This window comes from Kitasatospora sp. NE20-6 (genome assembly GCF_045862635.1).
The window spans coordinates 32,469-45,780 of the sequence record NZ_BPRL01000023.1 but is presented as its reverse complement, the minus strand read 5'-3'; the positions used below and the strand labels follow the sequence as shown (position 1 = coordinate 45,780).

11 protein-coding genes are annotated in these 13,312 nt (G+C 74.1%); 10 read left to right on the top strand and 1 reads right to left on the bottom strand.

The annotated features are described in order from the left end of the window. The first annotated feature begins 224 nt into the window (after positions 1-224). The 7 genes from SNE206_RS19640 to SNE206_RS19610 all read left to right on the top strand — a co-directional run bounded on the left by SNE206_RS19640 (position 225) and on the right by SNE206_RS19610 (position 9,528). Entirely contained in the window at positions 225-1,526 is a 1,302-nt protein-coding gene (locus SNE206_RS19640) for an extracellular solute-binding protein (RefSeq protein WP_407914722.1), read from the top strand. Positions 1,527-1,606: 80 nt separating this feature from the next. Further along, positions 1,607-2,572: a carbohydrate ABC transporter permease gene (locus tag SNE206_RS19635; protein ID WP_407914721.1), complete on the top strand. Its 966-nt coding sequence runs from the start codon at positions 1,607-1,609 to the stop codon at positions 2,570-2,572. Then, positions 2,569-3,402: a carbohydrate ABC transporter permease gene (locus SNE206_RS19630; protein ID WP_407914720.1), complete on the top strand. Its 834-nt coding sequence runs from the start codon at positions 2,569-2,571 to the stop codon at positions 3,400-3,402. Before SNE206_RS19635 ends, SNE206_RS19630 begins: the two co-directional genes overlap by 4 nt. Next, positions 3,399-5,837 carry a beta-glucosidase gene (locus SNE206_RS19625; RefSeq protein ID WP_407914719.1) on the top strand — a complete coding sequence of 813 codons (2,439 nt, stop codon included), beginning with the start codon at positions 3,399-3,401 and terminating at the stop codon, positions 5,835-5,837. The genes SNE206_RS19630 and SNE206_RS19625 overlap by 4 nt, the downstream gene beginning before the upstream one ends. 130 nt (positions 5,838-5,967) lie before the next feature. After that, positions 5,968-6,966, top strand: coding sequence for a Gfo/Idh/MocA family protein (locus tag SNE206_RS19620; RefSeq protein WP_407914718.1), 999 nt, complete (start codon positions 5,968-5,970; stop codon positions 6,964-6,966). Between the two features lie 25 nt (positions 6,967-6,991). Next, the gene (locus tag SNE206_RS19615; protein WP_407914717.1) at positions 6,992-7,492 is read left to right on the top strand and encodes an NUDIX domain-containing protein; all 501 of its coding nucleotides are present in this window, start codon (positions 6,992-6,994) and stop codon (positions 7,490-7,492) included. A 371-nt stretch (positions 7,493-7,863) separates the two neighbouring features. Then, positions 7,864-9,528 (top strand): M4 family metallopeptidase, encoded by a 1,665-nt coding sequence (locus SNE206_RS19610; RefSeq protein WP_407914716.1) that lies wholly within the window; start codon positions 7,864-7,866, stop codon positions 9,526-9,528. A gap of 135 nt (positions 9,529-9,663) precedes the next feature. Here SNE206_RS19610 and SNE206_RS19605 read toward each other — a convergent pair whose 3' ends face one another. Further along, complete coding sequence (locus tag SNE206_RS19605; RefSeq protein ID WP_407914715.1) at positions 9,664-10,065, bottom strand: pyridoxamine 5'-phosphate oxidase family protein; 402 nt, start codon at positions 10,063-10,065, stop codon at positions 9,664-9,666. 75 nt (positions 10,066-10,140) lie between these two features. Here SNE206_RS19605 and SNE206_RS19600 point away from each other — a divergent pair, with 75 nt between their 5' ends. From SNE206_RS19600 to SNE206_RS19590, 3 genes are all read left to right on the top strand, one after another. Beyond that, complete coding sequence (locus SNE206_RS19600) at positions 10,141-11,616, top strand: DUF2252 domain-containing protein (RefSeq protein ID WP_407914714.1); 1,476 nt, start codon at positions 10,141-10,143, stop codon at positions 11,614-11,616. Between the two features lie 201 nt (positions 11,617-11,817). Continuing rightward, the gene (locus SNE206_RS19595; RefSeq protein WP_407914713.1) at positions 11,818-13,029 is read left to right on the top strand and encodes a cytochrome P450; all 1,212 of its coding nucleotides are present in this window, start codon (positions 11,818-11,820) and stop codon (positions 13,027-13,029) included. Continuing rightward, entirely contained in the window at positions 13,026-13,286 is a 261-nt protein-coding gene (locus SNE206_RS19590; protein WP_407914712.1) for a ferredoxin, read from the top strand. Before SNE206_RS19595 ends, SNE206_RS19590 begins: the two co-directional genes overlap by 4 nt. The last annotated feature ends 26 nt before the right edge of the window (positions 13,287-13,312 follow it).

Genomic DNA, 13,312 nt, shown 5'->3' with positions numbered 1-13,312 from the left:
TGTCATGTCAAGACCCGTGCGGCAATCCGACCGGCCGTCAGCGCCGTAGCAAATTGCCAGGTGCGGAGAGGTGTTGAGCGCAAACCCTTGACTTGTCGCAGCTCGGGCGCCAGAGTCCACGTCGATGGGAGAGCGCTCTCCAGATCGTTTCCCCGTCACCTGTCATTCCCCATCCCGAAACATCCGCCCCGCGGCCGAGCGCCACCCCCCGCAAGGAGTCACCCATGTCCAGCGCCCACCCCGGCCGGAGAGCTCCCTTCCTCGCCGCCGCCACCGCCCTTGCCGCTGCCACCGCCCTCACCCTGGCCGGCTGCTCCAGCAGCGGCGGCTCGGCCGGCGACGACGCCGACGCGAAGATCACGCTCACCGTCAACCTGTTCTCCGAGTTCGGCTACGCCGATCTCTACAAGCAGTACGAGCAGGCGCACCCCAACATCACCATCAAGGAGAACCGCGCCGACCTGGGCGCCCACCACCAGAACCTCCAGGCCCACCTGCTCGCCGGCTCCGGCACCGCCGACATCGAGGCGATCGAGATCGGCCAGGTCGCGGGCTTCCAGCCGCAGGCGTCGAAGTTCGTCAACTTCCTCGACAACGGCGTCAGTGCCGACCAGTGGGTGCCGTCCAAGACCGCGCCCGCCTCCAGCGCCGACGGCAAGACGCTGTTCGGCGTCGGCACCGACATGGGCGGCATGGCCCTCTGCTACCGCAGCGACCTCTTCAAGGCCGCCGGCCTGCCCACCGAGCGCGACCAGGTCTCCGCGCTGCTCACCGACTGGCCCGCGTACGTCGCCGCCGGCAAGGAGTTCCTCGCCAAGAGCCCCAACAAGGGCGCCAAGTGGTTCGACAGCGCGGGCAACCTCTTCAGCGCCGTCGTCGCCCAGGCCCCGACCGGCTTCTACGACGCGTCCGGCAAGGTCGTCGTCACGGAGAACCCGGCCGTCCGCTCGGCGTTCGACCTCGTCGCGGGCGCCGTCAAGGAGGGCCAGTCGGCGGGCATCCAGGCGTTCACCCCGGCCTGGGACACCGGCTTCCAGAAGAGCCAGTTCGCCACCGTCGCCTGCCCCGCGTGGATGAGCTACGAGTTCAAGGCCAACCCGCCCGTCGACGGCGGCACGTGGGACATCGCCCGCATCCCCGGCGGCGGCGGCAACTGGGGCGGCTCGTACCTGACCGTCCCGAAGTCCGGCAAGCACACCAAGGCGGCCGTCGAGCTCGCCAAGTGGCTGACCGCGCCCGAGCAGGAGGCCTGGCTCTTCAAGAACAAGGGCTACTTCCCCTCCGACCAGGCGCTGTGGAGCCAGCCGGACATCGCGAACTTCACCGACCCGCTGTTCAACAACGCGCCCACCGGCAAGATCTTCTCGCAGTCCGCGAAGGACCTGAAGCCGCAGCCGCTCGGCGCGCACGGTGCCGAGATCGGCACCGCCCTCGGCAACGCCCTCACCTCCATCGAGCAGGGCAAGGCCGACGGCGACACCGCCTGGAAGAAGGCCCTCGCCGACGTCGCCAACATCACCGGCTGACCACCCCCGACTCCGCGGCGCCGGCGCGCACCTGACCCGCCGCCGGCGCCGCGGCCCACCGCAGCAAGGAGCACCCCGCCATGGCCGCGACCGTGTCCGCCGACACGCCGCTGCGCCCCGCCCGCGCACCGGCCGCCCGCTGGCACCGCATCGAGCGGAAAGCCTCGCCATACCTGTACATCGCCCCGTTCTTCGTGGTGTTCACCGTCTTCGGGCTCTTCCCGATGCTCTACACCGGCTACGTCTCCCTGACCGGCTGGCGGGCCGACCAGCCGGGCTCGGAGAGCACCTGGGTCGGCCTGGAGAACTACGGCAAACTGATCGACGACCCGTTCTTCTGGAACGCCCTGAAGAACACCCTGGGCATCGGCGTCCTCGCCACCGTGCCGCAGCTGCTCTTCGCCCTCGGCCTCGCCCACATGCTCAACTACCGCATGCGCGGCCGCACGTTCTTCCGGCTCGGTGTCCTGCTGCCCAACGTCACCTCGGTCGCCGCGGTCACCCTGATCTTCGTCCAGCTCTTCGGCCGCGACTTCGGCCTGATCAACTGGGTGCTCGAACTCTTCGGCGTCGACCACATCGACTGGCAGGCCGGCACGCTCTCCTCCTGGACGGCCATCGCCTCCATCGTCACCTGGCGCTGGACGGGCTACAACGCGCTGATCTACCTCGCCGCGATGCAGTCCGTGCCGTTCGAGCTGTACGAGGCCGCGGCGATCGACGGGGCGAGCCGCTGGCGGCAGTTCCGGTCGATCACCGTGCCCATGCTGCGGCCGACGATCCTCTTCACCGTGATCGTCTCCACCATCGGCGCCCTGCAGCTCTTCGGCGAGCCGATGCTCTTCAGCCAGCAGCAGGACCCGACGACCGGCGGCTCCCAGCACCAGTTCCAGACGCTGGCGCTCTACTCGTACAACCAGTTCTGGGGGCGCTTCAAGTACGGCTACGGCGCGGCGATCTCGTGGGCGATGTTCCTGCTGATCGTCGTCATCGTCGCGGCCAACCTGCTCGCCGCCCGCCGGATGAAGGGGCTGGACACCTCATGAGCCGCAACCGCCAACTCTCCGCCGGCAAGGGCGTGTACGCGACCCTGACGGTCGGCGTGCTGCTGTCGGTGTTCCCGCTCTACTGGACGGTGGTCGCCGCCTCCCGTACGAACACCGACATCCACCGCGTGCCGCCCGTGCTGCTGCCCGGCGGCAACCTGTGGCACAACGTCACCGAGGCGTTCGCCCAGACCGACATGCAGCTGGCACTGGTCAACTCCTTCGCGGTGTCGGCCACCGTGACGGTCTGCGTGGTGCTGACCTCCGCACTGGGCGGGTTCGCGTTCGCCAAGCTGCCCTTCCGGGGCCGCAACCCGCTGCTCGCCACCGTCGTCGCCACCATGATGGTGCCGACCCAGCTGGGCATCATCCCGCTGTACATCATGATGGCCAACTGGTTCCACTGGGCCGACCACCTGCAGGCCCTCATCGTGCCGGCCGTCGCCAACGCGTTCGGGCTGTTCTTCATGCGGCAGTACCTCGTGACCGCCGTACCCGACGAACTCCTCGACGCCGGACGGATGGACGGCTGCACCACGCGCGGCCTCTTCTGGCACGTCGCCCTGCCCGCGGCCCGGCCCGCGATGGCCGTGCTCGGCATGCTCACCTTCATGGCCACCTGGAACGACTTCTACTGGCCCAAGGTCGTCATGACCCAGCAGAACCCCACCATCCAGCTCACCCTGTCCGAGCTCGCCAGCGGCTACATCAAGGACTACTCCCTCGTGCTCACCGGCGCCCTGGTGGCCAGCCTCCCCGTGATCGCCGTCTTCCTCGTGATGGGCCGTCAGATCATCGACGGCATCATGCAGGGGGCGGTGAAGGGATGACCACCATCGACAGCATCCTCGACCACCTCGCCGCCTCCCTCGACACCGCGCAGAAGGCCCGGCTGCTCTCCGGCGGCGGCATCTTCCGCACCAGCGCCGAACCCGCCGTCGGCATGCGCGCCATCGTCACCTCCGACGGCCCCATCGGCGTCCGCGGCGAGCGGTGGGACGAGGCCGACACCGCCCTCGCCCTGCCGTCCTGCACCGCCATGGCCGCCAGCTGGGACGAGGAGCTCGTCACCCGGCTCGGCGCCCTGCTCGCCGCCGAGGCCCGCCGCAAGGGCGTCGACATGCTCCTCGGGCCGACCCTCAACCTGCACCGGTCGCCCTTCGCCGGGCGGCACTTCGAGTGCTTCGCGGAGGACCCCCTCCTCACCGCCCGGATCGGCGCGGCCTACATCCGCGGCGTGCAGGGCGGCGGAGTCGCCGCCACCGCCAAGCACTTCGTGGCGAACGAGTCGGAGACCGAGCGCCTCACGATGAGCGCCGACGTCGACGAGCGCACCCTGCGCGAGGTCTACCTCGCACCGTTCGAGGCCGCCGTCGACGCCGGCGTGTGGGCCGTCATGACGGCGTACAACGGTGTCAACGGCGAACCCATGACGGAGAGCCGGCTGCTCGACGAGCCACTCAAGGGCGAGTGGGGCTACGACGGCCTGGTCGTCTCCGACTGGGGCGCCGTCCGCTCCACCGACGCCAACGTCGACCTCGCCATGCCCGGTCCGAACGAGCACTGGGGCGAGCGCCTGGCCGACGCCGTCCGCGACGGCCGGGTGCCGGAGTCCGTCCTCGACGACCGCGTACGGCGGCTGCTGCGCCTCGCCGAACGCGTCGGCGCCTTCGAGGAGGCCCCGCCCGCCACCGGCGCCGACCCGGCGGCGGCCCGCGGGCTGCTGCGCGAGGCGGCCGCGGCGGGAGCCGTGCTGCTCACCAACCGGAACGGCCTGCTGCCGCTCGACGCCACGGCGCTGCGCCGCATCGCCGTCATCGGCCCGAACGCGGCCACCGCGCGCATCCAGGGCGGCGGCAGCGCGGCGGTCTTCCCGGCCTCCGTGGTCTCCCCGCTGGACGGCATCCGTGCGGCCCTGCCAGCGGGCGCCGTGCTCGACCACGCCTCCGGGGTCCGCACCTCGGTGCGCCCGCGGCCCGTCGAGCCGGGCGACTGCCGCAACCCGGCCACCGGCGCTCCCGGCGTCCGGGTGCGGTTCCTCACCGCGGACGGCACCGTGCTGCACGTCGAGGACCGGCCCAGCGGCCGCTCGTTCGAGGTCGACGAGAGCGTCGACATGAACGGCCTGCACACGATCGAGATCCGCACCCTGCTGCGGGCGCCGTCCGCCGGCCGCTGGCAGATCGGCGTCGTCGGCCTCGGCGCCGTCCGGCTGGAGGCCGACGGGCGGCAGCTGGTCGAGGAGTACGTCTCCCCCGAGTCCGACGACCCGACCTACCTGCACGTCTCGCCGTCGTTCCGGCAGGTCGGCCTCGACCTCGCCGACGGCCAGGAGACCGAGCTGCTGGCCCGCCGGGTCTTCGAGCCCGGCCACGGCCGGGTGCTGGCCCTCACCGCCGACCCGCCGTCCGCCACCCCCGCGGAGGAGCTGGCCGCCGCGGTCGAACTCGCCCGCGGGGCCGACGCCGTGGTCGTGGTGGTCGGCACCTCCGCCGAGCACGAGAGCGAGGGCTTCGACCGCGCCACCCTGCGGCTGCCCGGCGACCAGGACGCCCTGGTCTCCGCCGTCGCCGCCGCCAACCCGGCCACCGTGGTCGTCGTCAACACGGGCGGCCCCGTCCTGATGCCGTGGCGCGACGAGGTCGCGTCGGTGCTCCTCGGCTGGTTCCCCGGGCAGGAGGGCGGCGACGGCCTGGCCGACGTGCTCTTCGGGCACGCCGAACCCGGCGGCCGCCTGCCGACCACCTGGCCCGCCGCCGACGACGGGCCCGCCGTGCCGCGCACCCGCACCGACGGCGGCCGGCTCGCCTACCGCGAGGGCCTGCACCTCGGCCACCGCGGCTGGCTGCGCGAAGGCGCCACGCCCGCCTACTGGTTCGGGCACGGCCTCGGCTACGGCGACTGGGAGTACCTCGCCGTGGAGGTGCCGCGGCAGATCGCCCCGGACCGCGGGTTCAGCGTCCGGGCGGTGCTCCGCAACAGCGGCACCCGGCGCTCCCGCGAGATCGTCCAGGTGTACCTCTCCCTGCCCGGCAGCGCGGTGGAGCGGCCGGTGCGCTGGCTGGCCGGCTTCGCGCCGGTGGACGCCGGGCCCGGCTGCCGGGTCGAGGTGCAGATCGACGTGCCCCCGCGGGCCCTGGCCCACTGGTCGCCCGACGAGCACCGGTGGCTGGCCGAGAAGGGCGTCTTCACGGTGCTCGCCGGACCGTCCTGCGGCGATCTCCCGCTGACCGCGACCGTCGAGGTGACGGCCACGCGGCCCTGACCGCCCCCGGCGGGTGGGCACCGGTGCGGCGGCGGCCGCGCCGGTGCCCGCGGGCCGGACGGCGCCGCCGGGCGGCCGCAGCCTGGGGCTAGGCTGGCGGCCGCCCGGCACGACCACCCGAGGGAGCACCATGAAGGCCGTCACCGACCGTCCGATCCGCTGGGGCGTGCTCGCGACCGGCGGCATCGCCGCCTCCTTCACCGAGGACCTCCTCGGCGTCGAGGGCGCCGAGGTCGTCGCCGTGGCCTCCCGCGCGGAAGGGCCCGCGCGCGCCTTCGCCGACCGCTTCGGCATCCCCCGGGCGTACGGCACCTGGCAGGAGCTCGCCGCCGACCAGGACGTCGACGTGGTGTACGTCGCCACGCCGCACGCCTACCACCACCGTGCGGCCACGCTGCTGCTGGAGGGCGGGAGGTCCGTGCTGTGCGAGAAGCCGTTCACCCTCAACGCCGGGCAGACCGCCGACCTCGTCGCCACCGCGCGGGCCCGGGACCTCTTCCTCATGGAAGCCATGTGGACGTACCTCGACCCGACGATCCGGCGGATCACCGCACTCGTCGCCGACGGCGCGATCGGCGAGGTGCAGTCCGTCCACGCCGACTTCGGCTTCACCGCCGCCCACGACCCGACGCACCGGCTGTGGGATCCCGCCCTCGGCGGCGGCGCCCTGCTCGACCTCGGCGTCTACCCGGTCTCCTTCGCCCAGCTGCTCCTCGGCGAGCCGGAGTCGGTGCACGCCTGGGCGAAGCTCAGCCCCGAGGGCGTCGACGCCAACACCGGCATCGTGCTCGGCCACGCGAACGGCGCCACCGCGCTGCTGGCCTGCTCGCTGACCGCGCAGAGCGGGCAGCGCGCCACTGTGCAGGGCTCCGCCGGCCGGATCGAGATCGACCGCGACTTCTTCCACCCCGACGGCTTCGTGCTGCACCGCGACGGCCGAGAGCCGGAGGAGTACCGTGCCGCGCCGCGCGTCGGCCACGGCTACGGCCTGGAGGCCGCCGAGGTCGGCCGCTGCCTGCGGGACGGCCTGACGGAGTCGCCGCTGGTGCCGCTCGACGGCTCGCTCGCGGTGATGCGTACGCTGGACGCGGTCCGGGACCGGATCGGGGTGCGGTACCCCGGCGAGTGACAGCCCCGGCCGGGAGGGGACTGCCGTGGAACTGCTGCCGACCGCGGAGTTCGTACGCACGCTTCCGCACGGCACGGTGTTCGCCGCCGCCCATCTCACCGACGCCGACGGGCATCCGCTGATGCTCCGCTCCGTCTACGACCCGGAGCTGTGGCAACTGCCCGGCGGCAACCTCGACTTCGGCGAGGACCCGTGGGGCTGCGCCCGGCGCGAGACGTGGGAGGAGACCGGCCTGATGCTCCCCGAGGAGCCGGGCCGGCTCCTCACCGTCATGTACGCACCGCCGGTCGGCGAGCTCCCCTTCAAGATCGGGTTCGTCTTCGACGGCGGCGCGCTGGACACCGGCCAGCTCGCCGCGATCCGGGTCGACCCGGCCGAACACACCCTCTTCCGCGTGCAGCCGCTCGCCGACTGGGCCGCCGAACTCACCCCGCGGCGGCTGCGGTTCCTGGAGTCCGTCGACCGGGCGCGCAGCACCGGCCGGGCCGACTACCTCTTCCTCGGCCCGGTGCCGGGCAAGCGGTGAGGCCCCGCGGGGCCACCGTGGACGGCCCGTAGGCCGCCGCCCGACGGCGGCGGGCCGGCCGGCCCTGTACCCACACCTGTACCCGTACCCGTACCAGCGCCCGGGTGAATCGCGCCCCGGGTGAACACCGCACCGACTGAACCGTGCCCGGGCCGACCGCGCCCCGGACGGGCCCGGCGATCAGGACGGGCCGCGTGGTCAGGACGGGCCGCGCGGCCGCACCCTGGACGAACCATGTCCGGTACATGTAAAACAACGTACTCCGGCGGCCGTACGCCGTCGTGACCCTCCCTCAGGTACCGCGCCACCGCTCCCCGGGCCCCGCGCACACCCTCGCGCCCGCCCGCACCCTCTCCCCGTCGAGGAGCACGATGCGCATTCCCCGCAGCACCGCCCTGGCCACCGCCGCCGTCGTCGTGGCGGGCGCCCTGGTGTCCGCCGCACCCGTCACCGCCGCACCCGTCACCGCCGCCGCCGCGCCGGCCCCGGCAGCCGGCGCGCCCGGTCCCGACCGGGCCGCGGCCGTCGCCCGCGCCGAGGCCGCCCTCGGCGCACACGCGGCACAACTCGGCTTCACCGCAGCTCAGTCCGGCACCGTCCGGGACGTCGTCGCGGACGCCGACGGCAGCCGGCACGTCCGCTTCGACCGGACGTACGCCGGCCTGCCCGTCCTGGGCGGCGACCTCGTCGTGCACCTCGCCGCGGACGGCACCTACCGCGGCGCCGACCGGGCCGCGACAGGCGACCTCGCCCCGGCGGCGACCACGCCCGCCGTGCCGCGCGGTACGGCCGCCGCGCAGGCCGCCGCCGAACTCCGGCACGCGGCCCCCGGCGCGGCCGCCGTCCGGGCGGGGGCGCAGCCCGAGCTGGTGGTCGACGCCCGGGCCGGCACGCCCCGGCTGGCCTGGCGCACCACCGCCTCCGGCACGGACAGCCTCGGCAACCCGGTGGCCCTGACGGTGCTGACGGACGCCCGGACCGGCGCCCGGATCGACGCCTGGGACGCGCTGGAGACCGCGGCGGGCGACGGCGCCTCGCTGTACGGCGGGACCGTGCCGCTGCAGACCACCGCGTCGGGCGGCACGAACCAGCTGAAGGACCCGACCCGCGGCAACACGTACACCGGCGACGCGGCCAACAAGACGGACCTGTGCTTCGGTTCGATCTGCTTCAGCCGGGCACCCGCCACGCTCCTCACCGACGCGGACAACCACTGGGGCACCGGCACCATCGCCGACCGCGCCACCGCCGCCGTCGACGCGCAGTACGGCACCGACACGACCTGGGACTACTACAGGAACGTGCACGGCCGCACCGGGATCGCCGGCGACGGCAAGGGCTCCTACAACCGGGTGCACTACGGCAGCAACTACAACAACGCCTTCTGGCAGGACAGCTGCTTCTGCATGACGTACGGCGACGGCGACGGCACGACGTTCGGCCCGCTGGTCTCGCTCGACGTCGCCGGGCACGAGATGTCGCACGGCGTCACCTCGCGCAGCGCCAAGCTCAACTACTCCGGGGAATCCGGCGGGTTGAACGAGGCGACCTCCGACATCATGGGCACCCTCGTCGAGTGGTACGCCGGCAACGCGGCCGACCAGGGCGACTACCTGATCGGCGAGCGGATCGTGAAGCCGGGCTTCGGCAAGGCGGCGCTGCGCTTCATGGACCAGCCCTCGCGCGACACCAAGTCGGCGGACTGCTGGAGTTCGGGCGTCGGCAGCCTCGACGTGCACTACTCCTCGGGGGTGGCCAACCACTTCGCGTACCTGCTGGCCGAGGGCAGCGGCGCCCGGGTGGTCAACGGCGTCTCCTACAACAGCCCCACGTGCGACGGCTCCACCGTCGACGGGATCGGCCGGGACGCCCTCGGCAGGATCTGGTACCGCGCCCTGACGGTCTACATGACCTCCACCACCACCTACGCCGGCGCCCGGACGGCCACCCTCAGGGCCGCCACCGACCTGTACGGCACGGGCAGCACCGAGTACGCGGCCGTCGCGGCGGCCTGGTCGGCGGTCGCGGTGTCCTGAGGCGGTCACGGTGCCCTGAGCGCGGCGCCGCGCCCCCGCGCGCCGTACCGCCCCGGTACCGATGAGCCCCGGCACCGCTGCGCCCCGTCCTCCGCTCCGGCGGTGGACGGGGCGCAGGTGCGACCTGGGCGGCGGTCAGGCCCGGCCCATCGCCCGGTCGACCCGGATCTCGATCACCACGCGCTCCGGGTTGACCCGCGGCTGGCGGTAGCGCTCGGCGTAGCGGCGCACGGCGTCGGCGACGGCGTCCGGGTCGTCGCTCACCCGGGCCACGCCCTCGATCGTCGCCCAGCGGGCCCGGTCGACCTGGCAGAGCGCCACCCGCGCCCCGGCCTCGCCCGCCTCGACGACGTTCTGCACCTTGCGGCTCGTCCGGCTGCTGATCACCCGGGCCGTCAGGGTCTCCGGGTCGAAGGTCGCCCCGACCGGCACCACGTGCGGGCTGCCGTCCGGGCGCGGGGTGGTGAGTGTGCAGAGCTGGTACTCCCGCCAGAAGGCGAGGTAGGCGTCGTCGAGTGCGTGCAGGTCATGGGCCATGACCGGCATGCTACGGGTCACCGCGGGCCGCGCTGTCCACCGGCGGGGGTCGGCGGTAGCGTTCGGCCCTGCAGCATGTCCGGTCACGGGCACGCGCGGAGTCCGACGCGACGAAGGATCGGGGTACCCGTGGTGGGGTTGGCCGAGCAGGCGGCAGGTACGGCGAGCGGCAGACCGGCGGTGCCGGGGTTCGCACCGTGGCCGCCGCAGGGGGACGGCAAGGAGCGGGGCAGGGCGTTGCGCCGGCGGACGCCCAGGGCGGCGCACGGCGGGTTCGGGGCGGCCGCCGGCCGGCCCTCCGTCGCCGACGCGGTGGTGGAGGCCAACGCCGGGCGGCTGGAGCACCTGGTGCCGATAAGGGTGGGCCGGATGGCGGCGTCGCCGTTCTCCTTCCTGCGCGGCTCGGCCGGTCTGATGGCGTACGACCTCGCGGACACCCCGGCCTCCGGTGTGGTCGCGCAGCTGTGCGGCGACGCGCACGCCGCCAACTTCGGCCTGTACGGGGATCCGCGGGGCCGGCTGGTGATCGACATCAACGACTTCGACGAGACCGCGCCCGGCCCGTGGGAGTGGGACCTCAAGCGGCTGGCCGCGAGCCTGGTGCTCGCGGGGCGGCAGGCCGGCGCGGGCGAGGACGTGTGCCGCGACGCGGCGTTCCACGCGGCCGCGTCGTACCGGCGGACGATGCGCAGGCTGGCGAAGCTGCCCGCGGTGGACGCCTGGAACGCGATCGCCGACGAGAACCTCGTCGCCTTCACCGAGGCGCACGATCTCGCCGGGGTGCTGGCCGCGGTGGGCGAGAAGGCACTGCGCAACACCAGTGCGCGGTTCGCCGCCAGATCGACCGCCCGCCGGAAGGACGGCAGTTGGCGGTTCACCGAGGCGCCGCCGGTGCTGAGTGCGGTGCCGGACGCGGAGGCCGCGGCCGTCGCCGGTTCGCTCGCCGGCTACCTCTCCACGGTGGCACCCGAGATGGTGCCGCTGCTCGCCCGCTACAGCGTGCAGGACGTGGCGTTCCGCATCGTCGGCACCGGCAGTGTCGGCACCCGGGCGTACGTGGTGCTGCTGGTCGACCTGCGGGAGCAGCCGCTGGTGCTGCAGGTCAAGGAGGCCCGCCCGTCGGTGCTCCTGCCGCACCTGGCCCGGGCGGGCTTCGCGGTGACCGGTGCGGCCGAGCACGAGGGACAGCGGGTGGTGCTGGGGCAGCGGCGCATCCAGGTGGTCAGCGACGTGCTGATGGGCTGGACGAGCGTCGACGGACTCCCCTACCAGGTGCGGCAGTTCCGCAACCGCAAGGGCAGCGTCGACCCGGCCGCCCTGCTGCCGGAGCAGCTCGACGACTACGGCCGGATCACCGGCGCCCTGCTCGCCCGGGCGCACGCGCACACCGCCGACGCGGCGGTGATCGCCGGGTACGCGGGCAAGAGCGGCGAGCTGGACGAGGCGCTGGCGGCCTTCGCCGTGGCGTACGCCGACCGCAGCGAGGCCGACCACGCCGAGCTGCTGGCGGCCGTACGCGCCGGGCGGCTGCCCGCGGAGACCGGCATCTGATCGGTATCCGACCGACGCCCGACGCCCGACAGGCATGATGATCTGACGAATCGTCAATCGGCCAACGGGCCTGCCCGTTGGCCGGTTCGCGTCCTTCCGGGCGCCCCTGCCGTACGCGTACGGTCGGGTGCGGTGCCGCCCCGTGGCACCGCACCCGGCCCGCACGCCGGGTCTGCGCACGACGACGGCCTGGAGGACAGGATGACCACCGCGCGCCCCGCCGCCCCCGACACAACCGACACCCCCGCACTCGTCCCGCTGCACTGCCTGCGCCACGCGGAGCCCGGCCCGCCGCGCCTGGCCGCACTGCCCACCGGCACCCCGGTCTGGGTGGTGACCCGGCACGCCGACGCCCGCCAGGTGCTGACCGACCCGCGGCTCGACCGCGCCTCGCTGTACGCCCCGGGCGCCCCCGCCGTCTCCCTCACCCCCAACCTGCTGGACGATCCGCAGGCGCTGCTCAACCTGGACGGCGAGGAGCACCGGCGGCTGCGCCGCACCGTGCAGCGGGCCTTCACCCCGCGGGCCATCGCCCGCTGGCGGCCCTGGGTCGCGTCCGTGGTCGACGGCCTGCTGGACGAGCTGGAGAAGGCCGGCTCCCCCGCCGACGTGATCGCCGGGTTCAGCCGCCCGCTGCCGGTCGCCGTGATCAGCCGCCTGATGGGCCTGGACGGCCTCGACCTGCAGCGCCTCGGCCACTGGAGCGACCACGCCCTCTCCGCGGGCGCCTACACCACCGAGGAGATCGCCACGGCGATGCGGGAGTTCGGGGAGTTCGGCGGCCGGCTCGTCGCCGAACGGCGCGCCGACCCCGGTGACGACCTGGTGAGCAGCCTCGTCGAGGCCGCCGACCGCACCGAGGGCGTCACCCCGCAGCAGCTCGTCTCGCTGGTCTGCGGGCTGGTGGTGGCCGGGCACGAGACCACCATGACCTCGCTGGGCAACGCGATCGTGCACGTCCTCTCGGAGGGCCGGGACGGCTGGCCCCGGATCGCGGAGAGCGAGGAGCAGGCCGCCGCGGCCGCCGAGCAGTTGCTGCGCGCGCTGCCGCTCGGCGACCGGGAGGCCCTGCCGGGGCTGCTGCGGCGGGCCGTCGAGGACGTCGAGATCGGCGGGGTGCTGATCCCGGCGGGCAGTGTCGTCGCGGCGGACGGCGCGGCGGCCAACCACGACCCGGCGGTCTACCCGGAGGACATCCCGCTGTTCGAGCCGCTCGGCACGCCGAGCCTGACGTTCGGCGCCGGTCCGCACCACTGCCTGGGCGCCTGGCTGGCCCGGATGGAGCTGGAACTCGCCCTGCACCGGCTCGCGGTGCGCTTCCCGACGCTCCGGCTGACCGGACCGCTGGAGGCGGTGGAGTGGCGCCGCGGCCTGCTCACCCGCAGCCCGCTGCGCCTGGAGGTGGCCTGGTGAGCGGCGACGCGCCGAACACCGTGGCGTCGCCGGAGGCGCTGGAGGTGCGGGTCGACCGGCTGCGGTGCGTGGGCACCGGGCTGTGCGCCGCGGCCGCGCCCGCCGACCTGGCGCTCGGCGCCGACGGCAAGGCGCGGCCGCTGCACGGGGCCGCCGCCGGCTCGCGGGAGCTGACCGAGGCTGCGGAGATGTGCCCGACCGAGGCGATCGCGGTGTACCGCGCCGCCACCGGCGAGCTGGTCGCCCCGCTGGACTGAGCAGACCGCAGCCGCGGTCCGCACAT

What these genes read in the sequence shown, in the direction of transcription:
- SNE206_RS19640 (WP_407914722.1), top strand. Translation starts at nt 225, where the DNA reads ATGTCCAGCGCCCACCCCGGCCGGAGAGCTCCCTTCCTCGCCGCCGCC.
- SNE206_RS19635 (WP_407914721.1), top strand. Translation starts at nt 1,607, where the DNA reads ATGGCCGCGACCGTGTCCGCCGACACGCCGCTGCGCCCCGCCCGCGCA.
- SNE206_RS19630 (WP_407914720.1), top strand. Translation starts at nt 2,569, where the DNA reads ATGAGCCGCAACCGCCAACTCTCCGCCGGCAAGGGCGTGTACGCGACC.
- SNE206_RS19625 (WP_407914719.1), top strand. Translation starts at nt 3,399, where the DNA reads ATGACCACCATCGACAGCATCCTCGACCACCTCGCCGCCTCCCTCGAC.
- SNE206_RS19620 (WP_407914718.1), top strand. Translation starts at nt 5,968, where the DNA reads ATGAAGGCCGTCACCGACCGTCCGATCCGCTGGGGCGTGCTCGCGACC.
- SNE206_RS19610 (WP_407914716.1), top strand. Translation starts at nt 7,864, where the DNA reads ATGCGCATTCCCCGCAGCACCGCCCTGGCCACCGCCGCCGTCGTCGTG.
- SNE206_RS19605 (WP_407914715.1), bottom strand. Translation starts at nt 10,065, where the DNA reads ATGGCCCATGACCTGCACGCACTCGACGACGCCTACCTCGCCTTCTGG.
- SNE206_RS19600 (WP_407914714.1), top strand. Translation starts at nt 10,141, where the DNA reads ATGTCCGGTCACGGGCACGCGCGGAGTCCGACGCGACGAAGGATCGGG.
- SNE206_RS19595 (WP_407914713.1), top strand. Translation starts at nt 11,818, where the DNA reads ATGACCACCGCGCGCCCCGCCGCCCCCGACACAACCGACACCCCCGCA.